This window comes from Bacillus sp. BD59S (assembly GCF_007363175.1).
Taxonomy (GTDB): domain Bacteria; phylum Bacillota; class Bacilli; order Bacillales; family Bacillaceae_G; genus Bacillus_A; species Bacillus_A pacificus.
Genome location: NZ_CP034686.1, coordinates 4,869,218 through 4,893,625 on the forward strand (window position 1 = coordinate 4,869,218; position 24,408 = coordinate 4,893,625).

A 24,408-nucleotide genomic window follows, 5' to 3' on the forward strand; every position below is an offset into this window, starting at 1 on the left:
CATTATGTCTTTTAAGATAGATTTAAGGAAAGATTATAGTAATATAAGAAAAGCTATCCTTTATTAATAAACTCCTCACAAAGATAAATTATTAAAATTATTTTTCTAATTGCATCACTATCATTTTTGTCATATATATTTGACTTTTCATTTATTCAACTATAAAATGTCACATATACATGACATTCTGGTGCACAAGGTCTACAACTATTAACTAGGAGGTTTATATTTGAATAACGTTAAACAATATCGAAAATCTGAAGGTCTATCGCAGCTAGAATTAGCTAAAAGAGTTAAAGTGGCGAGACAGACAATAAACTTAATTGAAAACAATAAATATAATCCCTCTTTAGCCTTATGTATCGAATTAGCAAAAGCACTAAAAACAGATTTAAACAGTTTATTTTGGGAGGGAGATTAAATGATGAAAATTGAATGGAAAGAAAGAGTTTATAATAGTTTTGTTGGAACAATGAGTGAGCGAGATGAATATCAAAAACAAGAAATCAATAAAGAATTATCTGTAGCTGGAATTGGTTTATGGTGGTTAAATATGTTGGTCATGCTTATTATGTTACTTGTTGATACTATGAACCATACAATATCTATAGGAACTATATTAGTTTTTCTATCTAATATGATTTACGCTAATTATTTAGCCTTTAAATTTAAGAAAAAAGGTTTAAGTGATACTGAATGTGCAACAAAAGAAGAATATTTGCAACACAAGAAAAAATTAAGAAAAGCTGGCTTAAAAGCAGGTTTGCTTTGGGGCTTTCAAATGTTTGTTTTTATGAATTATATCCTTCCCTATGTAGGTTCAGAGGAAATCTCTATTTCTTTATTTGATGTTGTACTTTGGAGTTGTGCCGGTGGATTTTTTGGTCTAACTATGTACATATTCGGTTTATGGAACCTAAAAAGATTATATTAAATAACAAAAATCATTTACATATTAAACTTCAATTTTACATACTGTTTGTTTTTCCTAATATAAAAGCTATCCAATCACAATTGGATAGCTTTTCAAACAAAATATTACGCCGCTTTAGGGGCTTTGCTTTCATGTCCACGTTGAACGATGAACAAGAAGATTGTTGATAAAATAGCACCTGTTAATAGTAAGATGAAGCAACCATCCCAGCCAGAACGATCAACAATAACACCGATTGCTGCGTTTGCTACAAGACTTCCACCTACGTAACCGAACAGACCACACATACCAACTGTCGTACCTACTGCAAATTTCGGTACTAATTCCATCGCACTTAAACCGATTAAGAACTGTGGTACATAAATTAAACAACCGATAATAGAAACTGCAATACTTATAACAAGTATGCTAGTTGCTTGCCAGTACACAAACGTACCAATAACAACTCCGACCATACTAAAGATACATAATGGCATACGTTTTCCTTTAAATAATTTATCACTTAAAAGACCAACGATTAATGAACTTGGAATTGCCATACCTTCAAAGATTGTGTACGCTGCGTGTGCTTCATTTTTTGAGAACCCTTTAACTGTCGTTAAATACAGTGGAACCCAGTTAATAACACCGAAGCGAATTAAATACACAAATGCATTTGCAATACATAAGAACCATACAAACTTATTTTTCACTACATACTTCATTAAAATTTCTTTTGGTGACATCTTGTTAGCATTGTCTGCTTTTTCAAGATTTTCATAGTCATTACGATACTCATCAATTGGAGGAAGACCTTCTGATTCCGGTGTATCCTTCGCATTAATCCAAACAAGAACTGCAATTACCATTGCGATAATCGCTGGGAAAATAAACACGCCGCCTTGCCAATGATTTTCACCAAAAATACCTACACCAATTCCGACAAGTGGTGGTACAAGCATTCCACCAACGTTATGTGAAATATTCCAAAGACCTGTTTTCGTACCACGTTCTTTCTTCGAAAACCATTTCGTCATAACGATACTACAAGGAGGTGCTCCCATACCTTGTACAATACCATTCACAACAAGTAATGTAACGATCATCCCAAATGAAGATGCAAAACCGAAACAAATATTTACAAGCCCTGATAAGAATAAACCGACCGCGATAAAGCGCTGGGCGAAAGCTTTATCTGATAAATTCCCCATAAAAAACTTACTAAATCCATAAACAATTGCCATTACTGAACCTAGTAGACCAATTTCAGCTGTACTAAATCCAAATTCTTCTACTAAATATGTGCTTGATAACGTAAAGTTACTACGAACTAAATAATAAGCAGCATATCCAACTGAAATTCCGATTAACACACGAATACGTAGTAATCGATATACACGGTCGATCATATCCGCAGGCAATCTTTCAATTGCAGGTGCTGGCTTGAGCCATTTAAACATATTCTTTCGTCTCCTTTTCTCACTTCTGAGAGAGACGTTGTCTATTCCATATCTCGATTATTCCGCTATTTGATATATGTTGGTTCGTTCTTCTAACCGGCTGTCCTTCTATTTCTTTCTCGTTCTTCGCAAACATCGTTGGCACGCCAAACGAAACCTTTTCTAAAATGTGACCCGCTTCTTCTGATAAACAATAATCAATAAATAAATCCGCAATAATACCATTCGGTGCACGCTTTAGTTTCGAAATCGCATTAACAGATAGCCCTGTTTGCTCAGGTACGATACTTACAACTGGAAAGCCTTGTTTTTGAAGCATTCTTTGATCTCCCATGAAGTTGATGCCTATCATATATTCACCACTCGCAACAAGCTCTACTGGCATGTAACCATTCACCGTTACTTCACCAACTTGCCCTGCAAAGTTCTTAACATATTCTTTCGCTTCCTCTTCACCTACAGTATCAATAAGTGATTGAAAAAACGTATAGGCTGTTCCTGAAACATTTGGATCTGGCATAACAATCTTTCCCTTATATACTGGATTTAATAAATCTTGCCACCTTGATGGATAAGGAAGTCCGAGCGGTGCTATTTCTTCGTTCCACCGCTCTTTATTGATTGCAATCGCCAGCTTCTCTACTTCATAACCGTACCAATAACCGTCTTTATCTTTCACAGTTTTTGAAATACGGTTCGCATGCTGACTCGTAACAGGAATAGATAGATTTTTTTGCTTCATCATTTGATGCGCGTCTACCGTACCACCAATAATAATATCCGCTTTCGGATTTCCAGCTTCCTCTTCTACCCTCCGAAGAAGCTCTTCTGTCGAAAGACGAATAAATTCATACGTACAGCCGCGTTGTTTACAAAATGATGAAAGCAACGCTTCCCCAACTTCCTCACGAGCCGCTACATACGCAACTAGATGACGATCATTCAAAATAGGGAGACCACTTTTATTATATTTAATAGAGGTTGTATCTCGAGAGCAACTAGACATCGCTCCTCCAATTACTAGCAAAAAGAAGAAAAAGGCTATCTTTCTCATGACACATTCTCCTTTACAAATACATTTGCGAGGGAGCTTTTCATATACATGACATTCCCATTATTATCACCGAGATATTGCACAACAAAATACGATGGATACACAGAAATAGTAAGAATGTCTTCACGCTCATTCTTTATACGCTTACCAGTTTTATAAGCGGTAATATAAGCGATCGGTTCATTCTGTGATTGTAATAACTTCTGGATTTCTCCGTAATCTGTAATTTGCTTTGCATACCGAATGGAATCAAGTATGTGCGTAAGGTCGATAGTACGTACCACATTACCTTGGCGCACTATGACATCCTGTGCTGACGCAAAGAAATCATGAATACGCTCTGGTGTGTAATACAGACTTAATAAATACGTTTGAAATGCTGAAATCATAGGATCCGTACCATTCTTTCCGTACATATCAGCCCCATACTGGAACAAGTCACCTACTGCAAAAGTACGTTTCTGTCCATTCAAGTACGTTACTTCTCCAGTAAATACTTGTTCTTGGTCCTTAGCTTCTCTCGGTTCTATTCTAATTCGGTCAAAGAATGAAACAATCGTATGCAAACGAACTTCATCCGTTATAACAATTTCTCCCCACTTTTCATGCCTAACCTTCATTTCAGTAGGCAGGGATTCATTCACTCTTTGTAAAACAGCTTGTTTGTCATTCACGATTGTGATTCGATTATATATTTGCTTCTCCATCACATAAAACAAAATAAGAGAAACAATTATACAAAAGACAAATATAAGAATTTGAAATGATAGCCTTTTCATTTCTGCCTACCTCCAAGATAAAAAAACGTTGTTTCGAAAATACCGCATAATTGTTTCATAAATGTATCATTTAACCGCTTTCAAGTTTTTTATGTCTTCCATCCGTCTCGGAAGCAAAAATGTAATAAATATGGTAGTACCAACCTCTTCACTACTCTCAATCCGCATACTTCCGCCCTGCTTATTCATAATCTCCTGACAAATATACAAACCGTAACCATTCCCGTAACTAGAAGAAAGTACCTTTCCTTCTGGCGATTCATTCCACTCTGCCAGCACCCCTTCATCGATACCAATGCCATCATCATGAACAAACACCTTTGCCTCATGTTCATTTACAATGGCATTCATACGAATTTGCGTAGCGTCGCTATATTTTATCGCATTATCAAGCACATTTAAGAAGATCTGTTTCGTCTTATCGAAATCCGCAACAACATGTACATCTGTTAACTCATTAAGAACTTCAATCTCAAATTTCTGCAAGCGAGGTTTCACAATTGAAACTGCTTCTTCGACCAATTCCTTTATATTCACAACTGTAGGTGATATTTCAAACGTACTCGTCCCGTACTTTGAAGACTTAAGTAATTCCTCTACAAGTGATAATAAACGCTCACTTTCTACAGCTACATAGCGCAAGCTCTCCTGTACATCTTCCTTCGCCTTTAACTTCGGAATTAAATCCACATAGCCAATAATCGCCGTTAGCGGTGTTTTTAGCTCATGCGTAATACGGTCTAAAAAATCTTTCTGCTTCTCTTTTTCTTCCTTCAATTGCTTAATATGTAGTTCAATCCCATCAGCCATCGCATTAAAAGACGCTGAAAGCTGCGCAATTTCCACATATTCATTTAACTCAATCTTACTTTTATAATCACCATTCGCAAGCCGGTGCGCCATTTGTCTTAACTGATCAATCGGCTTATGAAGAGACTTTGCCAAACGAATTGCAAAGAAAATACCTGCAGCTACGAGGCAAAGAGACGTCATTAAAAACGTCCAACCGACATTTGTTAAAACTTCCTTCTCACCCGTTAACTCATTTATAAAACGAACACTACCAATGACATCGTTTCCATAATACACTGGGCTTGAAAACAAAAGAATTGGAGCTGGGTCTCCCTCTTCAAACACATAAGATTTCTTCCCCTTCAAAGAACTCTCAATATCAATATTCCGATGAAGAAGTGCTCCCTTTTGCGTATCTGCCACAACATCCCCATTCTTCCCAATCATCTGTACACGGACATCCATGCGCTTCGCTAAATACGAAGCAATTAAAAGTGAATTCGGACCGAGCGTCTCTACCTCTGCTTCCTTCTCTAAATAATTCATCGTATAAATTTGTGCTTCTACACTTAACTTTTCTAAAGAATTTGCCGCGTTATGATACATATTCTTTTCTAACGTAATATAAACAACTGCGTACAAAAGAACAAAAATCGGAATTAACAGCCCAACGATTCCAAACACCATATTTCTTTTTAAAGACATACCATCACCACTTAACAATCCAGTTTATAGCCAACGCCATAAATTGTCTTAATATATTCCCCGCTATTTCCGAGCTTCTTTCTCAATCTTTGCACCATAATATCAACCGCTCTCGTATTTCCGATATACTCAAATCCCCATACTTTCTCAAGTAACTCATCTCTCATAAAGACACGCTGCGGATTGGAAACAAACAACTGGCATAAATTAAACTCTCGGTACGTTAACTGAATCTCTTCTCCACTCACATGCACTTTTCTTTCCTTAGGACAAATCGTTATCTCTCCCGCCCCGATTACTTCATGGCTTACCGTTACCTCTTTCTTCTTCACGCGCCGCGTCATATTCTTAACCCGAAGAATAAGCTCCGCATAATTAAACGGCTTCGTCACATAATCATCTGCACCAAGCTGCAAGCCAAGTAATTTATCATTCATCTGACTCTTCGCAGTTAACATGAGGACTGGAATATCCCGATCCTTCTCCCGGAACAAACGAAGCAATTCATACCCATCTGTATCTGGAAGCATAACATCCAAAATCAAAACATCCGGTCCTTCATTCCATCTCTCTAAAGCTTCTCTCCCGTCAGCCGCCGTAAGCACTTCATATCCTTCCATCTCAAGCTGCATCCGAATCAAATTACGAATACTCGACTCATCATCCACTACAAGTATTTTCATCATTCTCCTCCTTCCATCCTGTATTATAGTACAGTTTAGTATAGCAAAAATCATACAAAAAAAGAGAGGGTATTGTCGAACATATGTTGAACGACAATACCCTCTCCTTCACTTATTAGTCTTACTTATCATAACCATTAGGTTTCTTCTGATGCCAATTCCAAGCATGCTCAATGATTGTCTTCACATTTACATACTGAGGATCCCAACCTAATTTCTCTTTTGCTTTCTGAGAAGAAGCAACTAAACGTGCTGGATCTCCCGCACGGCGCGGTGCTACTTCAGCTGGAATTTCATGATTTGTAACTTCACGAACTGCATCAACGATTTCTTTTACACTGAAACCATTACCATTTCCTAAGTTATAGAAATCACTCTCTCCGCCGTTCTGCAAGTCTTTAAGACCTAAGAAGTGAGCTGCTACTAAATCTTCAACATGAATATAATCACGGATACAAGTACCATCTGGTGTATGATAGTCATCCCCAAACATCATAATCTTCTCACGTTGACCTAACGCCACTTGCAATACAAGAGGAATTAAATGCGTCTCTGGACGGTGATCTTCCCCAATAATACCATTTGGAGTTGCACCAGCCACGTTAAAGTATCTGAAAATCTTATAACGTAAATTAGAAGCTTGGCTATACCAATGAAGCATCTTCTCGATTGCTAACTTCGTCTCTCCATACGTATTCGTTGGATTTGTCATCGTTTCCTCAGTAATAAGGTCTACATCTACCTCACCATACGTCGCCGCAGTAGAAGAGAAAATAAACTTATCTACCTTAAACTCATCCATTACCTCTAATAAACAAAGTGCACCATACACGTTATTATTATAATATTGCAGAGGCTTCTCCATACTAACTCCAACTAAAGAATCAGCTGCGAAATGCATAACCGCCTCAATATTTTCTTTTGTAAACACATTTCTTAAAAATGCTTTATCACGAAGGTCGCCATTATAAAACTTCGCACCTTCCGTAATTGCATCCTCATGACCCGTTTGTAAGTTATCTACTACTACTACAGATAAACCTTCGTCTACTAACCTTTTCACAGCGTGAGAACCGATGTATCCAGCTCCGCCGCAAATTAGGATTGAACTCATTGTCTTCCTCCTACTATATATTAGGATTTCTTATTCACTCTCTTATTATAAAAGGTATACGATTGCTCGTATACCTTTTGTGTACCTTTATTACTTAGCAACGAAATAGTCCGTTACATATTGTGCCCAAACTTCGTGGCCTTTAGCACTTGGGAAACCAAACTCTTCTGTTAAGTACGGCAGGATAGCCTTCGTTGATGCATCAGGCCATGCTCCCCAATGATCCACATATGTATAACCATTTTGCGTCGCAAATTGCTTTAACGCCTCAATTGCTTTTGGATAATTCTTCGCACCATACACTGGGTTTGATGGCTGAATCATAATTGTAGCACCCTTCGCGCTAGTAGAAAGTGCTTGTACAAACTTCTGTGTACTCGCAACAGAGTTTCCATTACCAGTTTTACCATTGTCAGTAATGAATGGTGGTTCAAATAAAATCACATCTGGATTTTCCTTCGCAATCTCTTTATCACGTTTATTCACAATTAACTCTTCTGTGCTTTCACCCTTATATTCCTTTACCTTCACATTCCATAAACCTTTACCGTAAGCAGTTTCTAAATTAGCTGTTAGCTTAGCTGCCCAAGCACCTTTTTCAGATGAAGAAGCTTCATCACCAACAATAACAAGATTTACTGCCTTTTTATCCTCAGCAGCTTTCTTTAACTTCTCTTTCACTGCATCTGGCAAGTTCTTCGCGTATGCCTCATTAAAAGATGACTTCCCATCTTGTTTCTTCTCTGATTTCTTCGCTCCACTATCTTTCACTTCAGCCTTTGTTTTCGTTACTTCACTCGTCTGTCCCGTTGCATTCGCAATCTTCTTATTCCAGTATAATTTACCACTCACAACCGAAGCGACAAACAATACAAAAATAACTAGGACAAGTACTGCTTTCTTATTCATCGATTCACCTCATCTATTATTCTCACAACATATAATACTAATATAAATTCACGCAAAAATAAACCCAACTCCTACCAAAGGAGTTGGGTTATTCCATAATTACTTAGTCACTTCAAGATGTGATCTTAACTTATTCGTTAGATCTTGTTTCGCTGCATCTGGAACATAATAGTACCAAATACCATCAGCGGCTTTGTGTCCGTCACCTGGGATTTGGATTTCTTCACTATTTTTCAAACAATCTTTATAGTTCTTTTGCATATCAAACATTTGATCTTGCGTTAAGTTTGTCTTCACATTCTTTTGAATTGCTGTTAACACATCACCATAACTTGTTAAAGAAGAGAAAGTTGCGCCTTTCTTAATAACAGCTTGCATCACTTGACGTTGACGCATTTGGCGTCCGAAGTCGCCTCGTGGGTCTGCTTTACGCATACGTGTGAATGCTAAAGCTTCATCACCAGTTAAGTGTATATTTCCCTTGGCGAAATGGTGCTTATCTTGTGTAAATTCTAAATCATTATTTACATCTACACCGCCTACTGCATCTACAATATCTTTAAACCCTTCCATGTTCACTTCAATATAATAGTTAATAGGAATGTTCAAGAAGTTTTCCACTGTTGCTACAGACATGTCTACGCCACCAAATGCATAGGCATGGTTAATTTTATCACTTTTTCCTTTTCCAACGATTTCTGTATATGTATCACGTGGGATACTTACTGTTTTCATTGAATTATTTTTAGGGTTTAATGTGATGACCATTAGAGAATCTGAACGTCCTTTGTCTTCACCGCGTTCATCAGCCCCTAATAATAGGATTGAAACCGGTGCTGATTTACTGATTTTTTCTTCTTGTTTATTACCTTCATCACGCTTTAATGGTTTATGAACTTCATCTAATGCTTTTGACACGGAAGAATATATATTATAAGCATAGACTCCTCCACCTATAATTAGGACTCCTATGATTCCTAATATCCAAAATAGGACTTTCTTTTTCATTTTCCAACCTTCTTCCTTCAATCATTCTTAATAGATTTTCTAGGAATATAATTCTTCAATTAAAGTATCTTATTTCCTTAAACTAGTCAACTTCTAGCATGTATATTCTCTTAACAAGCGATTTGGTCTAATTTTTTAAAAATATAACTTAGAATAAAAAAAGGGTAACATACAAAATACTGCCTCGTTGTTAACTTCTCACTATTCACCTATAAACCCAACTTAGTTTTTAATATATGATAAAAATTACATATATCTTTTAATCTCTACTAAATAAGTCTCGTGTATAAACTTTATCTTCTATATCATATAATTCACTGGTTAATCTATTAGCTACCACTACATCACTTATCTTTTTAAATTCTTCAAAGTTATTAATTACTTTAGAATTATAAAATGTCTCTTCATGAAGAGTTGGTTCATATACAACGACTTCAATCCCTTTTGCTTTAATTCGCTTCATAATTCCTTGAATAGCCGATTGTCTAAAATTATCTGAATCCATTTTCATGGTTAATCTATAAATACCGACAACTTTAGGCTCCCTCTTTATAATCATTTCTGCAATATGATCTTTTCTTGTTCTGTTTGCATCAACAATTGCTGTCATTATATTATTCGGAACATCTGTGTAATTTGCTAATAATTGTTTTGTATCTTTAGGTAAACAATATCCCCCATAACCAAAGGATGGATTATTATAATGATCACCAATTCTAGGATCCAGTCCAACTCCATCAATAATTTGTTTTGTATCTAGTTCTCGTACTTCTGCATATGAATCTAGTTCATTGAAAAAGGCAACCCTCATGGCTAAATATGTATTGGCAAATAATTTAATTGCTTCGGCCTCAGTCGAATTTGTAAATAATACCGGAATATCTCTTTTTATCGCACCTTGAACTAATAATTCAGCAAATTTCTTTGCCCTATCCGATTTTTCCCCTACAATTATACGTGACGGATATAGGTTATCGTATAAAGCTCTACCTTCTCTTAAAAATTCTGGCGAGAAAATAATATTATTCGTTTCAAATTTCTCCTTTATTTTTTCTACATATCCTACTGGAACAGTTGATTTTATTACCATTATAGCTTCTGGATTAATAGATAAAACATTAGCAATTACAGCCTCAACAGTTCTTGTATTAAAATAATTTTTATCTGGATCATAATTTGTCGGCGTTGCAATAATAACATATTCTGCATCCTTAAATGCTCTATAATTATCAGTAGTAGCTATTAAATTCAGTTCTTTTGTTGCTAGAAATTCTTCAATTTCAGCATCTATAATAGGAGATTTTCTATTATTAATCATATCCACTTTTTCTTGAATAATATCAAGTGCTATTACTTCATTATGCTCAGCCAATAAAATTGCATTAGATAAACCAACATATCCTGTTCCAGCTATTGTAATTTTCATTTATTCGAAACACACCCTTACTTCTTAATATCTAGTTTATTCTTTTAAAATCGTATCGTAATTTATCCTAAAACGATAATGTAAAAATATCACTTTACATCTTCTATCCATTTTTCCCTATTTAATACCAAATGTGCAAGTTCTTTGTTTTGAGTATCGTACTTATCCCAATACTTCATTTCTTCTAGAAACTCTATATGATTTTTCTTAAATCTCATTTTAATGACTTTAGCTGGATTACCTACTGCAATAGCGTAAGCTGGGATGTCCTTAGTTACAACTGATCCAGCGCCTATAATTGCACCATTTCCTATTGATACACCTCGCATTATTATTGCATTGGCACCAATCCAAACATCGTTGCCAATTATCGTTTGAATATTTAAATCCTCAAAACTCCCTGGAATATTAAGAATATTATTTTTAGAATATATAAATGGAGATGTGCTAACATTTTTAATAGGGTGATTAGGTAAACCTATCATACAATTATAGCTTATAGAACAAAATTTACCGATATCCGAATTAAACACTATAGAATTATTATTAATATATGAGTATTCGCCGATAGAAACATTCTCGCCGATTATTACACCTTTATTAATTCTAGCCCCCTTAGATATCTTAAGGTTACGATTCACCTGAAAAGAATTAATACTGGCTGATTTGTGTTTATATTTTAAAAATATGAACTTTGCTAATAGCTTCATCTGATTTATCATATATTTCTCCCATGGACACTATATAATAGATAATTATATAAATAGAATAACTTGTATTTATAATTAGGGGCTATTTTTAGTAATAATTTGTAATACGCTTTTGCACCTTTAGAGTTTTTTCTGAACAGTTGTTTATTACCAATAGCAGTCAATCCTCCATGTCTATACTCACAAACCTGTAATGCCTCATTTACAGCTAAAACTTCATATTTGAGTGACATTTGAAGTGTTAGTACGCCCTCTGTAACAAATTTCTCTCCTTTATATTCAGGGAATCTATATTCTTTTAATATATCGTGTTTAAATACCCAAAGTTTATCCCCTTTCATCCTATACTTATAAATTAATTCAATTAAATTAAACGTTGAGTTACTCTTAGGAAAACTACTTCCTATAACCTTATCTTCTGGATCTACACATAAAAAACATATTGCCATTACGTTATTATTTATTTTAGAGTATCTATCAATTTTCTCTAAGGCATAATCCTTTAAAAAATCATCTGAATCTACACAAACCATAAACTCCCCTTTAGATTCTTCAATTGCCTTATTAAAAGCCCGATGCTTACCCCCATTATTTTGTCTAATATACCTAATAGATATGTTACCTTCTTTTATAAAATCATTAACTGTTTCTTTTGTCTTATCAGTTGATCCATCATCAATAATTAACCATTCAAAATCTTGGAATGATTGTTTCTTTAAAGAACCATATAAAACCTCTAACTCATTTTCCCTATTATAGGTTGGAGTAAAAATAGTATATTTCATCTTCTTTCCTCTCTAATCTCAATTTTCAAATCAAAAATTACTATAAATACTACAGATAAAAAATGAATTATAAAAATTCACTTTTATCTATTGAATTTCAATAATTTTACAACAGTTATTAAAATATCCTTAAAAACATAAATTAAGATAACTGTTAAAATTAATATAAAAGGAATTAAGTATACTCCTTTGAAATAATAAAATACAAAAGTAGAAATGATTAAAGTAACTACTCCTCCATAAAGTACAGAAGCTTTAAGTCTAATATTGTACAACTTCTTTAATTTGATTGTAATTATTAATCCATTAATAAAGAATGCTACTGTAAGAGAAATTGTTGCACCTACTAATCCAAAGGTATTAGTTAATAAAAATAAGCAAAATACATTAACTACCGCACTAATTAAAGTAGGCATTAACAATTTACTTGATTCCTTCTCTGCTAAGAATAAAGTACTAGCAAAACTTGCATATGAATTAATTAATACCCCTATAAATGTGATAGGAATAATAGTCAGTGCCTCATGATACTGTTCTGCAATCATGTATGGAAATATAAGTTTAATAATGATTAGCGAGATTGAACCAATATACAAGATAACTTTTAATATATAGTTCAAGCTTTTTCCATAATAACTTTTTTTGTTTTCTTCTTTCCCCATGGAATATGACATTTCATACCATGCTAATTGAAAAGAATTAACAACCAACACCATTATGCTAGATAAACGATTAGTAACCCCATATAATCCATTTTCATACATACCTAACCTATTACTAATTACAAGGCGAATTAGTCCACTTAACAGCCAATATGATATTGTTGTTAGACAAAGTGGTAAAGAAAAAAGCATTAGTTTCTTTATTAAAGAAATTGAAACTGTACTTACTTTAAAATTACTTAATACTTTAACTTTTACTTCTAGTATTATAATTTGAATTAGAGTTCCAACGATATATGAAATATATAGTGACTCAATCCCCATACTATAAATTACAATTAAAATTACATTAATTAAAATACTAATAATACTGTTCAGTAAACCTGTCGCTACTAACAAAGTATTCTTCGAAAAACTTCTAGCTACAAAATTATAATAATATTGAAAGGCAAATAGCACTCCCTGAATAAAGATTAAATATTTGTATTCAATACTATAATTAAGAGAACTAGTCACAACAAAAAAAGTGATACTATATAAAATTGCGCCAAAAATTTGAATCATAATTCCATTTGAAATTACAGCATATTTATCTGCTACCTTTTCATAATCAAAAGTAAAACGAAATATTCCATCCCATACTTGAAAGAATAAAATTGGAATTACTAAATTTATTAAAGAGATAGTTAAATCGTAATAACCAAAAGACTCAGGATTTATTTTGGAGGTATATAGCGGTAATAGAAAAATACCTATTAACTTAGTTAGCGTGTTTCCAATAAAAAATACCCCTGATGTCTTTATAAATTGTTTTAAATAATTCATTTTTGCGATCAGTCCTTATAATTTAACCTTTTAAATTTAAACACGTGTAAATATAATAATTTTTAGTTATTATCCTTAAAAACAATTAATAAAAAGTGCCCTCTTGGTATATAGGACACTTTTGTAAAGTTTATCTATAGTTTTGAAAATTAGAATCCCTATAAACACCTATTAACTCTTACGAGTCGAATAAGCTATGGCAATTAAAAATAGAGCTGGAAATATATTGCTTGCCCAAATTAAATTTGTCTCAAAAAATCCTACTATCAATACACCATAAAAACCTGATATGGCTATTCTGGAAATATTATTATTAACTATTTCATTAGATAAATTTATTATACTCTTACATATTAATAACATCACCATAAAAAACACTGGCATACCATATATAACCAAAATATTAAACATTGAATTATGGATGTTAAGGTTTCCATAAGAAACTATATCATAATTCGAACCTAGTCCTACAATAGGATGTTCTTTAAAACTATAAAATAGTTCAGTCCAAATTGCTTCTCTTCCTGTAAAAAGGGGTTTATCAAAGAACTCTAAACTAATATTAAATCGATTTTCCCACAGATTAATATAAATATATACAAAAACGATAGAACCTAGAGTTAATAAAGTATTTAATATAACTAAAAACTTTTTCTTTCCCCATATTCTAGAAGGAATAAAATAAGCTAATAAAATAAATAATATTAACCCAAGCAGTGCCCCTCTACTATCTGTTACCTGGATAGAATAAAAAGCAACAAAAGTAACTATTGGTACAATTACCTTACCTAATCTTAAAGTACTTAAATAAAAAACTGAATAGATATAAGTTAATAAAACTATATATCCTTTACTATTTGTATTGAATAGTTCTTCCTGTAAAAAACAGTAAAACAAAAAATAAAATAACATTACAATAGAAATTATTTTTAAACTTTTTTCATTTAAATTAAAGAATCTAAATATCGTCAGCATTATTACTAAATTAAATAAAACCATACTGCTTCCTAAATTAGAGTTTGAAAATATCGAATTTAGTAACATTAAAACTAACAAGATTACATTAAAAATAAATACATTTATTTGTTTTGATATTAATAAAGGTAAATGCATAGCCATTAATGCTATATTTGCTAAAAATAAAATAAAGCTAATAGCACTAAACAAATTAAAAAAACTTACCTTATACCAAGTAAGTAAAAAAATCGCGAAAAAAATGAAAGCATATGATGTGGTAACTATATTTAACATCATATGATATCTTCTTTCACTGTCGCTAATCCAACTTCCCTTACTATTTTTCTTTATATCCATAATTTATACCTACTCTAAAATTTTAGTATATCCATTATTCGATTAGCTGCGAAGTTTATAGATGTTTTTTCTCTATCCATCCCCTTAACTAACCGCTTGTTATTAGTACTAACAAGCAACAATTCAATCTTTTTCGAAACTTCAAAGATATCCTGGTTATTACATATAAGATCATCGGGCTCTAATGTTGAAATTATTGACTTAGCTCCCGTTTCTTGTGACATAAGTAAATCACAGCCATTAATAAGAGCTTCTATAGGAGCAAGTCCAAAAGTTTCAAAGCTACTATTCTGTACAAATAACTTTGCCCTTTGATAATAAAATGGCATTTTATCGTGTGGCACCTTTTGATAATATTGAACAAAAGGAAACGAAAGAATTTCTTCAAGATCCTTTCCTTCGTTTCCTATAACAATAAGTTGAAGATTCATTTGATCTTTTTGATTAATTAAATCAATTGCTTTACAAATTGATTTAATATTTTTTAATGGTACCCCTCCCCCAACTGCCATTAAAGTATTTTCTTCTCTTTCTATACTTGTTTTTTTAGCTGCAGTAAGGTTTTCCCAATCGATCCCATTATTGACATAGGTTAGCTTATCTTCATATTGAGGATAATTTTCTTTCATCCAATACATAAAATTTTCGGAAACACAAATAATTATAGGTGCTAATTCTAATACCTTATTTTCGACATCAACATCATTTTGATTATAATTCCCGTTAATTTTTCCTTCTATATTACGACATCCATGCATTAAATACGCAGATTTTATACCTAACAGTTTAGAAATTCTAAATCCTATAATATTTATTTTAGACATTCCAGAAAAGAGAACTGCATCTGCTTTTCTTATTTTAACAACAAGCTCAAAAACCCTACCAATTATTGAACGTTTTTCTAAAAACATAGTACTATTAGGTAAATTTTTCTTTAATGCTTTATTAACATTTGCTGGACCAACATTACCAATAAGATCTCCTACAAATAATAACCTCAAATCACTTCTCTCCCAATTTCCTCTTATATTCTTGATGACCACTGAACATTTCTCTAATTGCTTGAATTACAGTCATATTAGACTTATATTTGTGATAATGTCTAAATGCAAATTGTAATATAAGTACCGCTGCCCACCTTTGTGATAGAGCACTAAATATTGCGCCCCTGTCATAAAAATATTTTTTGTTAAATCCTGTAAACCAAGAAGATTCACCAATATATAAATCGGCAATCTTAATTGGTTCATATTTAATTTTTAATCCCTTTTTTAAACATTCATATAAAAATATATTTTCTTCTCCCATCCTATAAATGGAACCCGCTCCAAATTGCTCATTAAATTGAATGTTTGCTTTTTTAATTTTTTCGACTCTAAATGCAATTTCGACAGAAGATGTTTTTAAGGAACTAAGATATCCTAATCTTTTACTTTGACTTTCATATGTTTTGAATGGTCTGTTAATTCCTTCCACCTGAAATCTAATAATATCATAATCTGGATTTTCATCGAATGTCTTCTGGATTAATTCACTATAATTATCGACATATATTAGGTCATCATCCGCTAACAAAACAATACCGTCATCATGTGAATTGGATATTGCCTTATTACGACTTTTACTTAATCCTACATCCTCGCTACACACATAAGTTAATTTATGGTTCTGTACACATAAAGCTTCTTGTTTTTCATACCCACACTGATTTATTATTACTGCATCCGATGATATATTCATCTTCTCAAACAAATCAACAGGATTTGATCTATTCATTGTAGAGACTAACACCTGAACACACATATTCCCACACCCTAAACTAGATAAATAAAATACTCACTTTATTCCAATAACTTATATCCTACAATTAAAAAATTTATCTATCTTGTACTCTCAGCCTTTTCCCAAAATGGTTTTGCTTTTCCAGTCAATATATTATAGACACCAAACCATTGTGCAATTATCGTTACACAATAATAATAAGTTAATGTTATATACTTATTGTTTGTCTTAGTTATCACTTTTATCAACGCCATGAAATAAAATAGCATTTGACCAATAAATGTAATTAAATAAAACCAAGATTCTGTTACTAATAATGCATTGGATACTAGTACTAAAAGATGTGCAATCCATAGTAAATACCTGCATGTTCTATGTCCAAAATAAAAATAAGAAAACCATTTATACTTAAATATATTCATTATCCTTACATCTGGTAAAATATGCTTTAAAATAATTCGATTCATTCTTACTTTGCGACCAAATTCATCTTCAATGACCTCACCAGCTTTTTCACAAGCAATTGCATCATGATTCGCAATCGCCCTCTTTCCTTGAAGTGCATACAATGGTGGCATTGCACTATCGTGACATTGTATTGGATTAAAGTCATAATAATCATTAGTTCTACATGCATATAAAGCCCCATTACCAGCTGTTATAGTCTGCATTCGCCCTTCAATTTCACGCATTACCATGTCGCTATCCCAATAACTTGCTTCAGCATTACTTACATCACTCGACCCTTGATTAACAATCATTAATCTTCCCGAAACATATGCAATTTCTTCAGACGTAAATGCTGCCATAAGTTCTTTAACAGATTTTTTATCCATCATAGAGTTTGCATCGGTCATAACCAAATACTCTGTTTTCACATTTTTTTGTGCTTCATTTTGTGCATTTGTTTTCCCTTTTCGAGCTTTCACTTCATAAAGTCTTATTTTTCTATCTTTATTTTCTTTAATAAAATCCCTAACAATTTCATTAGTTTTGTCTGTACTATTATCAGAAGCTATTAAGAATTCGATTTTATCTTTAGGATAATCTAACTCTAAAATATTATTAAGTTTATCTAAAATTACTTTTTCCTCATTATGAGCAACTACCATAACCGTTACCGTCGGCTGATGAGAGTAATTCTTTTCAAGCTTTCGATTCTTATATAATTTTCCGATTAATTTTAATGATATAGGGTAACCAACCATCGCCCAAACTATAATAAATCCACTTATATAAAATAGATATTTGTATAAAAATTCCATTCATCTTCTCCCTTAATTGTTCTATCCGTCCACCCTTTTTGCGGGAACCCCTATATACGTCCCCGCTTCAGTTATATCTCTAATTACTACAGCTCCTGCACCAATTTTACATTTGCTAGTAATATTAATGTTATTGATTACTATACTTCCAATAGCTAACCAGGTACCTGATCCAATCCTTACTGTACCAGCTAAATGTGCACCTGGTGATATATGAACATAATCCTCAATTACATTGTCATGATCTATTGTAGAAGCAGTATTAATGATGCAACCTTTTCCAATTTTAGTGCAACAGTTAATTATAGCTCCTGCCATAACTACTGTTCCTGCTTCTAAAGAAACCTGTTTCCCAATAACTGCATGTGGATGAATTAAAACTGGTATACTTGCCCCCTGAGATTCAATTTGTTCTTGAATCTTTTCACGTGTAGTATTATTACCAATGCCAACAAAAACATCATAATCCTTTATGAATTTCGAAACATCTGTGGATTCTCCAATAATTTCTATACCCATTGAAGTTTTTTCATTTTCACTATCATCAAGAAAAGCAACATACTCCCACTTATTCATTCTCAATGCGATATCAGCTATAACCTTTCCATGTCCGCCAGCACCTATTATAAGGAGTTTTGTTTTCATAACTCTATACTTCCTTTTTGATTTCCCTTAAATGGTTCCATCGTTGCAGCAGTTTCTGAATTAATTCCTTCTCTAATAAAAACCTTCTTAATTGTTAAAAGGATAATCTTCCAATCTGTAGTGAAACTTACATTATCTACATAATCTACATCATAATTAAATTTCTCTTCCCAACTAATAGCATTCCGACCGTTAACTTGTGCTAATCCTGACAATCCGGGCCTAACTTCATGGCGGCGCTTTTGGTGTTCATTATATAGTGGTAAATACTGAACTAATAAAGGCCTTGGTCCTATAATTGACATATCACCTTTAAAGATATTAAAAAGCCCAGGTAATTCATCAAGTGATGTCGAACGTAAAAATTTACCGAACGTAGTAAGCCTTACACTATCAGGTAGTAACTCACCGTTTTCATTTTTTTCATCCGTCATTGTTCTAAATTTATACATTTTAAAAATAGTTCCATTTAATCCTGGTCGCTCCTGTTTAAATAATACCGGGCTACCTAACTTTGTTTTCACAAGAAAAGCAACGATAAGGAATACTGGACTAAGCATTATAATAGCAATTAAAGACAGCATAAAATCCATGGGTCTTTTTACAAACCGTCTATAGATGCCAACTTTAGAACCCCTCATTACGCTATCCACAACCCTTTAATAATTTTCACAACTCTATCTAAGTCTTTATCTGTCATTTTTGTATCACTTGGTAGGCAAACACCATTCTCAAAAAGTTTCTCCGACACATCTGTACCAATAAAGTCATACTTCTCAAAGAATGGTTGTAAGTGCATTGGCTTCCAAACTGGTCTAGATTCAATATTTTCCTTTTCAAGAACTTCCATTACATCAATTGGGCGAATCTTACCGTTTAGTGTCATAGAACTTAGCCAATAGTTTGGTTCGTTCCACTCATTACTAGGCATAAATTCAATACCTTCAAGCCCTTCTAATTCTCTCTTATAAAAATCAAATATGTATCTTTTCTTCTGAACCCTTTGATCTAACACTTTAAGCTGTCCCCTACCAATACCAGCAACTACATTACTCATGCGATAGTTAAAACCTAATTCACTATGTTGGTAATGTCTTGCTTGATCTCTACTTTGAGTAGCCCAGAACCTTACCTTTGAAACTCTTTCTTCATTATTAGAAACGAGCATACCACCACCAGAGGTTGTAATAATCTTATTTCCATTAAAAGAGAAAATACCATAATCCCCAAAACTTCCAGTATGCTTCCCTTTATAGTACGTTCCTAAAGATTCTGCAGCATCTTCAATTAAAGTAACATCGTATTTTTTACAAAGTTCAACAATCTTATCCATATCTGCCGAAAGACCATAAAGGTGAACTACTATAACTGCCTTTACATTTGGATACTTTTTAAAAGCCTCTTCTAATGCTTTAGGACACATATTCCAAGTTTCATAATCACTATCTATGAAAACAGGAGTAGCATTTTGATAAATGATTGGATTTGCTGTAGCTGAGAATGTAAGTGTTTGACAAAAAACAACATCACCTTCTCCTACTCCAGCTGCTTTTAATGCCATATGAATTGCAGCTGTTCCAGAAGATAGTGCAGCCGCTGCATTAGATCCTATTTTCATAGCCAATTCTCTTTCAAATCCATTTACATTTTCCCCAAGTGGTGCAATCCAATTTGTATCGAAAGCTTCTTTCACATAATGCATTTCATAACCTTCGTCACTCATATGTGGTGATGAAAGAAATATTCTGTCTCCCATTTTTAAAACTTCCTTCCCTTGCATTAATTTTTAAGATTTACTTTATTATTTGCAATATCTAATAGTCGTTCTCTTATTTCTTCTTTACTAATTCCTTCAAAGTCATTCATAAACTGCCTTAAAATCCCTTGATCAATTAAAACAGCCTTTCCTATATGAATTTTAGGGAAAATTTGTTCTGGATGAATTTCACCTTCATTTAATAACTCTTCGTACATTTTTTCACCTGGTCTTAATCCAGTAAATTCAATTCCAATTTCTTCAATAGAAAAACCTGAAAGGGTAATTAAATTTTTAGCTAAATCCACAATCTTTACTGGGGCCCCCATATCTAGCACGAACAATTCTCCGCCCCTAGCCAGTATACCCGCCTGAATAACTAATCTTGAAGCTTCTGGTATTGTCATAAAGTAACGAATCATATCAGGGTGAGTAACTGTTACAGGTCCACCCTTTTGAATTTGTTTCTTAAACAGAGGAATTACACTTCCCCTACTCCCTAGGACATTACCGAACCTAACCGCAACAAAACGTGTACCAGTACTAACCGATGCCATATGCTGCACAATCATTTCTGCAAATCGTTTTGTAGCTCCCATTACATTTGTTGGATTTACAGCTTTATCTGTAGAAACCATTACAAACGTATTTACTTTAAACGTATCTGCCGCTTCAGCTACATTTTTCGTACCAAAAATATTGTTTTTTACAGCCTCTTCAGGATTACGTTCCATCAAAGGTACATGTTTATGTGCCGCTGCATGATATACGATATATGGCTGATGTTTTTTCATGATTTCAAAGATTTTATGTCTATCTTGAATATCAGCAATTTCTGTCGTAATTTCCACAGAATCTTTATAAGTGACCCTCATTTCCATCTCAATATTATAAATACTGTTCTCACCATGTCCTAAAAGAACAATTTTAGCTGGTTTATATTTCATCACTTGACGACAAATTTCTGAACCAATTGATCCACCGGCGCCTGTTACTAAGATCGTTTTGCCTGTAATCTTTTCTCCAATTCCGGCATCATCCAACTTTATCGGTTCTCTTCCCAACAAATCCTCTACTTGTACATCACGGAATTCATTAACAGAGAGTTTACCATCTAAAAGGTCTTCAAGCATTGGTACAATTTGCGTTTTCGCCTTTGTTTTCCTACACTTCTCAAAAATCTCGTTTATTTGATTTCTATTTAATGAAGGAATTGCGATAATAATATGTTCTATATCATTATCTTCTACGATTTCTTGAATATGATCTGTTGTACCAACAACCGGTACATTATAAATTTCTAATTTTTGTTTATTTTTATCATCATCAACAAACGCAATTGGATATAAGTCTGCTTCTTTATTATGTTGTAATTGACGTACTACCATTGTCCCTGCTGAACCTGCACCAATAATTAGTGTGCGTTTTTTATCAGCAGCTTTTGTAATATACGTATCACGGAACATACGCCATACAAAACGTGAACCACCAATTAATAATAAATGTAACATCCATGCGATTGCTAATATTCGAACATAAATATCATGATTTATAATTTGTTGCACAATTGCTGTTACAATAATAGAAAGTGTAATGGCTTTAAATATTTGCTTTAATTCCCCAATACTTGCATATTCCCATGCCTTGTTATAAAGCTTATAAATAGCAGCAAAAATATGATGACTGCACAATAATGTAATAGAACTAATAATTACTGTCGTAGGAATTTTGCTTAATATATTTGGATGTATGAACCAATAACTTAAATACACGGCAGTTAATACAATAAATGAATCTAATAAAATTAATAATGAGAGCCGTTTTCGATAACTCAATATACATGTTCCCTTCTTTATATAATTCCTATCTTATTGATAATAAAAAGGCCATTCCCTTATGAATGTACCTCTTCCTTTTTTACAAGTTCTTTCATATACTTCATTAACTCTACATTTAATTCTTCATTTTGTAGTGCCATCTCAATTGTCGTCTTAATAAACCCAAACTTCTCCCCAACATCATAACGGATACCTTCAAAATCATAAGCAAACACACGTTGAATTTCATTTAATCTTTGAATTGCATCTGTCAATTGGATTTCCCCACCAGCACCTGTTTGCTGATCCTCAAGGAACATAAAGATTTCTGGTGTTAATACGTAACGACCCATAATCGCTAAATTAGATGGTGCTGTACCTTCTGCTGGCTTTTCAACAAATTGACGCACTTGATAACGACGTTCATTTTTTTCAATTGGATCGATAATACCGTAACGATGTGTTTCATTTTCAGGTACTGTTTGTACACCGATAACTGACGACTGTGTACCGTCATATTGATTCATTAATTGGCGTAAACATGGCGTTTCTGCTTGTACAATATCATCACCAAGTAATACCGCAAATGGTTCATTTCCTATAAATTTACGCGCGCACCATACCGCGTGTCCTAAACCTTTTGGTTCCTTCTGTCTTATGTAATGAATGTTAATCCTTGAAGAGGCTTGTACCTTTTCAAGTACTTCTAATTTTCCTTTTTCAAGCAAAGTTTGTTCTAACTCAAAAGAATGATCAAAATGATCTTCAATGGCACGCTTTCCTTTTCCAGTAACAATAATAATATCTTCAATTCCTGACTCTATCGCTTCTTCTATTATGTATTGAATTGTCGGTTTATCGACGATAGGTAACATTTCTTTCGGCATCGCTTTCGTTGCTGGTAAAAATCTCGTCCCTAGACCAGCAGCTGGAATAATCGCTTTTCTTACTTTTTTCAATTGTATTCCCCCTACATCCTTTTATTCACATGTAACAATAACAAAAACCCTACCTATAGAGTCATTTGTATAACTCCATAGGTAGAGTTTCTATTAGAAATAAATTATGGGCATCTAACCCATCCTCACGTCATACTCCCGACGACAAGCGTCTAAGGTAGGTTCGAAATAAAAATTTCTACCCACAGCACGACCGAGTGTCTCCGTTGATAACGGTTAGGAGACATCACCAATTCTTTATTTAAAAAATACCAAACAATTTTTTACGACGAATTTGTTCTGGATCTTCTTTATAAATCGCTTTCCCGCTAATGATTAAATACGGATTCTCTCTTAAATCATTCATAACAGTTGCACCGAATTCTTTCTCTATTAGTTCATAGCTTTCTGCTAAATGAAATCCTCTTGATGTTGTGTTATGTGCATCTGATGCGATCATATGGGTTAAATTATGTTCCACAAGCTGCAATGAAAATTTTTTGATTTTTTTACCAAACTTACCTAATAAACTACCTGCTGTCACTTGTGTTAATGCACCTTTATTGACAAGGTTATATAACTTATCTGGCCGCTCGATTAACTCGGCATTACGTTCGGGGTGAACGATAATTGGGATCATTCCTTTTACGCGTAGTTCATAAAATAGTTGTTCTGCATAACGAGGCACATGATTAGATGGAAATTCAATGAATATGTATTTGTTTGTTTCATTTAAAGTAACGATTTTACCCGCTTCATAGTCTTCTAGTAAATCACCGTATAACCTGACTTCTTGTCCTGGTAAAACTTTCAGTGGGATTTCATGTTGCTCTAATTCATCATTTAATTGCTTCACTTGATGAATAATAGAAGTACGCTCATTTACATATTTTCCATTTTGATGATGTGGTGTTGCGACAATTGTATGTATTCCTTCTGCCACAGCTTGCTGTGCCATTGCTAAGCTATCAGTTACTGTTTGTGCACCGTCATCGATACCAGATAAAATGTGACAATGTAAATCAATCATTTGTTTTGTCCTCCCTCGCTTATAGTAATCTTTTTT

Annotated in this window: 24 protein-coding genes; 2 read left to right on the forward strand and 22 right to left on the reverse strand. The window is 33.3% G+C overall.

What is annotated here, in order from left to right; genetic code table 11:
• Positions 1 to 229 precede the first annotated feature (229 nt).
• Both EKQ63_RS27735 and EKQ63_RS27740 read left to right on the forward strand, forming a co-directional pair.
• Positions 230 to 421: a helix-turn-helix transcriptional regulator gene (locus EKQ63_RS27735; protein WP_001067018.1), complete on the forward strand. Its 192-nt coding sequence runs from the start codon at positions 230 to 232 to the stop codon at positions 419 to 421.
• Positions 422 to 934, forward strand: coding sequence for a DUF3278 domain-containing protein (locus EKQ63_RS27740; protein WP_098227981.1), 513 nt, complete (start codon positions 422 to 424; stop codon positions 932 to 934). It abuts the gene before it with no gap.
• A 104-nt stretch (positions 935 to 1,038) separates the two neighbouring features.
• On the opposite strand, the gene EKQ63_RS27745 is transcribed toward EKQ63_RS27740, so the two are convergent.
• From EKQ63_RS27745 to EKQ63_RS27850, 22 genes are all read right to left on the reverse strand, one after another.
• A complete protein-coding gene (locus EKQ63_RS27745; RefSeq protein ID WP_044791980.1) occupies positions 1,039 to 2,373 on the reverse strand; it encodes an MFS transporter in 1,335 nt (444 codons plus the stop codon).
• A 19-nt stretch (positions 2,374 to 2,392) separates the two neighbouring features.
• Positions 2,393 to 3,427: an ABC transporter substrate-binding protein gene (locus tag EKQ63_RS27750; RefSeq protein ID WP_087955148.1), complete on the reverse strand. Its 1,035-nt coding sequence runs from the start codon at positions 3,425 to 3,427 to the stop codon at positions 2,393 to 2,395.
• Positions 3,424 to 4,206 carry a DUF3919 family protein gene (locus EKQ63_RS27755; protein WP_087955149.1) on the reverse strand — a complete coding sequence of 261 codons (783 nt, stop codon included), beginning with the start codon at positions 4,204 to 4,206 and terminating at the stop codon, positions 3,424 to 3,426. The genes EKQ63_RS27750 and EKQ63_RS27755 overlap by 4 nt, the downstream gene beginning before the upstream one ends.
• Before the next feature lie 66 nt (positions 4,207 to 4,272).
• Positions 4,273 to 5,703 (reverse strand): HAMP domain-containing sensor histidine kinase, encoded by a 1,431-nt coding sequence (locus EKQ63_RS27760; protein ID WP_143881686.1) that lies wholly within the window; start codon positions 5,701 to 5,703, stop codon positions 4,273 to 4,275.
• Between the two features lie 11 nt (positions 5,704 to 5,714).
• Positions 5,715 to 6,386 carry a response regulator transcription factor gene (locus EKQ63_RS27765; RefSeq protein ID WP_128805232.1) on the reverse strand — a complete coding sequence of 224 codons (672 nt, stop codon included), beginning with the start codon at positions 6,384 to 6,386 and terminating at the stop codon, positions 5,715 to 5,717.
• Positions 6,387 to 6,507: 121 nt separating this feature from the next.
• The gene (galE, locus tag EKQ63_RS27770) at positions 6,508 to 7,500 is read right to left on the reverse strand and encodes a UDP-glucose 4-epimerase GalE (RefSeq protein ID WP_143881687.1); all 993 of its coding nucleotides are present in this window, start codon (positions 7,498 to 7,500) and stop codon (positions 6,508 to 6,510) included.
• 90 nt (positions 7,501 to 7,590) lie between these two features.
• Positions 7,591 to 8,409, reverse strand: a complete 819-nt coding sequence (locus tag EKQ63_RS27775) for an SGNH/GDSL hydrolase family protein (protein ID WP_143881688.1) — start codon at positions 8,407 to 8,409, stop codon at positions 7,591 to 7,593.
• Between the two features lie 99 nt (positions 8,410 to 8,508).
• Positions 8,509 to 9,417, reverse strand: coding sequence for a polyisoprenyl-teichoic acid--peptidoglycan teichoic acid transferase TagU (locus tag EKQ63_RS27780; protein WP_143881689.1), 909 nt, complete (start codon positions 9,415 to 9,417; stop codon positions 8,509 to 8,511).
• Positions 9,418 to 9,676: 259 nt separating this feature from the next.
• Positions 9,677 to 10,843 carry a nucleotide sugar dehydrogenase gene (locus EKQ63_RS27785; protein WP_143881690.1) on the reverse strand — a complete coding sequence of 389 codons (1,167 nt, stop codon included), beginning with the start codon at positions 10,841 to 10,843 and terminating at the stop codon, positions 9,677 to 9,679.
• Between the two features lie 89 nt (positions 10,844 to 10,932).
• A complete protein-coding gene (locus tag EKQ63_RS27790) occupies positions 10,933 to 11,565 on the reverse strand; it encodes a CatB-related O-acetyltransferase (protein WP_098905869.1) in 633 nt (210 codons plus the stop codon).
• Positions 11,562 to 12,338 (reverse strand): glycosyltransferase family A protein, encoded by a 777-nt coding sequence (locus EKQ63_RS27795; RefSeq protein ID WP_143881691.1) that lies wholly within the window; start codon positions 12,336 to 12,338, stop codon positions 11,562 to 11,564. The genes EKQ63_RS27790 and EKQ63_RS27795 overlap by 4 nt, the downstream gene beginning before the upstream one ends.
• An 83-nt stretch (positions 12,339 to 12,421) precedes the next feature.
• On the reverse strand, positions 12,422 to 13,825 hold the full coding sequence (locus EKQ63_RS27800; protein ID WP_143881692.1) for a lipopolysaccharide biosynthesis protein: 1,404 nt from the start codon (positions 13,823 to 13,825) through the stop codon (positions 12,422 to 12,424).
• A gap of 171 nt (positions 13,826 to 13,996) precedes the next feature.
• Positions 13,997 to 15,139: an O-antigen ligase family protein gene (locus tag EKQ63_RS27805; RefSeq protein ID WP_143881693.1), complete on the reverse strand. Its 1,143-nt coding sequence runs from the start codon at positions 15,137 to 15,139 to the stop codon at positions 13,997 to 13,999.
• Positions 15,140 to 15,153: 14 nt separating this feature from the next.
• Entirely contained in the window at positions 15,154 to 16,140 is a 987-nt protein-coding gene (locus tag EKQ63_RS27810) for a glycosyltransferase family 4 protein (RefSeq protein ID WP_143881694.1), read from the reverse strand.
• 1 nt (position 16,141) lies between these two features.
• Entirely contained in the window at positions 16,142 to 16,915 is a 774-nt protein-coding gene (locus tag EKQ63_RS27815) for a glycosyltransferase family A protein (protein ID WP_223290774.1), read from the reverse strand.
• 104 nt (positions 16,916 to 17,019) lie between these two features.
• Entirely contained in the window at positions 17,020 to 18,186 is a 1,167-nt protein-coding gene (locus EKQ63_RS27820) for a glycosyltransferase family 2 protein (protein ID WP_143881696.1), read from the reverse strand.
• Between the two features lie 21 nt (positions 18,187 to 18,207).
• Positions 18,208 to 18,831, reverse strand: a complete 624-nt coding sequence (locus tag EKQ63_RS27825) for an acetyltransferase (protein WP_143881697.1) — start codon at positions 18,829 to 18,831, stop codon at positions 18,208 to 18,210.
• Positions 18,828 to 19,472 (reverse strand): sugar transferase, encoded by a 645-nt coding sequence (locus tag EKQ63_RS27830; RefSeq protein WP_143881698.1) that lies wholly within the window; start codon positions 19,470 to 19,472, stop codon positions 18,828 to 18,830. The genes EKQ63_RS27825 and EKQ63_RS27830 overlap by 4 nt, the downstream gene beginning before the upstream one ends.
• Positions 19,472 to 20,587: a DegT/DnrJ/EryC1/StrS family aminotransferase gene (locus EKQ63_RS27835; RefSeq protein WP_143881699.1), complete on the reverse strand. Its 1,116-nt coding sequence runs from the start codon at positions 20,585 to 20,587 to the stop codon at positions 19,472 to 19,474. Before EKQ63_RS27835 ends, EKQ63_RS27830 begins: the two co-directional genes overlap by 1 nt.
• Positions 20,588 to 20,610: 23 nt before the next feature.
• The gene (locus EKQ63_RS27840; RefSeq protein WP_143881700.1) at positions 20,611 to 22,422 is read right to left on the reverse strand and encodes a polysaccharide biosynthesis protein; all 1,812 of its coding nucleotides are present in this window, start codon (positions 22,420 to 22,422) and stop codon (positions 20,611 to 20,613) included.
• A gap of 59 nt (positions 22,423 to 22,481) precedes the next feature.
• Complete coding sequence (gene galU / locus EKQ63_RS27845; RefSeq protein ID WP_143881701.1) at positions 22,482 to 23,363, reverse strand: UTP--glucose-1-phosphate uridylyltransferase GalU; 882 nt, start codon at positions 23,361 to 23,363, stop codon at positions 22,482 to 22,484.
• Between the two features lie 241 nt (positions 23,364 to 23,604).
• Positions 23,605 to 24,372, reverse strand: a complete 768-nt coding sequence (locus EKQ63_RS27850; RefSeq protein WP_143881702.1) for a tyrosine-protein phosphatase — start codon at positions 24,370 to 24,372, stop codon at positions 23,605 to 23,607.
• Between the last annotated feature and the right edge of the window lie 36 nt (positions 24,373 to 24,408).

Excerpts from the sequence above, each read along its gene's own strand:
- EKQ63_RS27835 (WP_143881699.1), bottom strand. The coding sequence starts at position 20,587 with ATGGGAGACAGAATATTTCTTTCATCACCACATATGAGTGACGAAGGT.
- EKQ63_RS27825 (WP_143881697.1), bottom strand. The coding sequence starts at position 18,831 with ATGAAAACAAAACTCCTTATAATAGGTGCTGGCGGACATGGAAAGGTT.
- EKQ63_RS27805 (WP_143881693.1), bottom strand. The coding sequence starts at position 15,139 with ATGGATATAAAGAAAAATAGTAAGGGAAGTTGGATTAGCGACAGTGAA.
- EKQ63_RS27790 (WP_098905869.1), bottom strand. The coding sequence starts at position 11,565 with ATGATAAATCAGATGAAGCTATTAGCAAAGTTCATATTTTTAAAATAT.
- EKQ63_RS27785 (WP_143881690.1), bottom strand. The coding sequence starts at position 10,843 with ATGAAAATTACAATAGCTGGAACAGGATATGTTGGTTTATCTAATGCA.
- EKQ63_RS27760 (WP_143881686.1), bottom strand. The coding sequence starts at position 5,703 with ATGTCTTTAAAAAGAAATATGGTGTTTGGAATCGTTGGGCTGTTAATT.
- EKQ63_RS27755 (WP_087955149.1), bottom strand. The coding sequence starts at position 4,206 with ATGAAAAGGCTATCATTTCAAATTCTTATATTTGTCTTTTGTATAATT.
- galE (WP_143881687.1), bottom strand. The coding sequence starts at position 7,500 with ATGAGTTCAATCCTAATTTGCGGCGGAGCTGGATACATCGGTTCTCAC.
- EKQ63_RS27740 (WP_098227981.1), top strand. The coding sequence starts at position 422 with ATGATGAAAATTGAATGGAAAGAAAGAGTTTATAATAGTTTTGTTGGA.
- EKQ63_RS27780 (WP_143881689.1), bottom strand. The coding sequence starts at position 9,417 with ATGAAAAAGAAAGTCCTATTTTGGATATTAGGAATCATAGGAGTCCTA.
- EKQ63_RS27765 (WP_128805232.1), bottom strand. The coding sequence starts at position 6,386 with ATGAAAATACTTGTAGTGGATGATGAGTCGAGTATTCGTAATTTGATT.
- EKQ63_RS27815 (WP_223290774.1), bottom strand. The coding sequence starts at position 16,915 with ATGAATAGATCAAATCCTGTTGATTTGTTTGAGAAGATGAATATATCA.
- EKQ63_RS27750 (WP_087955148.1), bottom strand. The coding sequence starts at position 3,427 with ATGAGAAAGATAGCCTTTTTCTTCTTTTTGCTAGTAATTGGAGGAGCG.
- EKQ63_RS27745 (WP_044791980.1), bottom strand. The coding sequence starts at position 2,373 with ATGTTTAAATGGCTCAAGCCAGCACCTGCAATTGAAAGATTGCCTGCG.
- EKQ63_RS27820 (WP_143881696.1), bottom strand. The coding sequence starts at position 18,186 with ATGGAATTTTTATACAAATATCTATTTTATATAAGTGGATTTATTATA.
- EKQ63_RS27800 (WP_143881692.1), bottom strand. The coding sequence starts at position 13,825 with ATGAATTATTTAAAACAATTTATAAAGACATCAGGGGTATTTTTTATT.
- EKQ63_RS27795 (WP_143881691.1), bottom strand. The coding sequence starts at position 12,338 with ATGAAATATACTATTTTTACTCCAACCTATAATAGGGAAAATGAGTTA.
- EKQ63_RS27775 (WP_143881688.1), bottom strand. The coding sequence starts at position 8,409 with ATGAATAAGAAAGCAGTACTTGTCCTAGTTATTTTTGTATTGTTTGTC.
- EKQ63_RS27830 (WP_143881698.1), bottom strand. The coding sequence starts at position 19,472 with ATGAGGGGTTCTAAAGTTGGCATCTATAGACGGTTTGTAAAAAGACCC.
- EKQ63_RS27850 (WP_143881702.1), bottom strand. The coding sequence starts at position 24,372 with ATGATTGATTTACATTGTCACATTTTATCTGGTATCGATGACGGTGCA.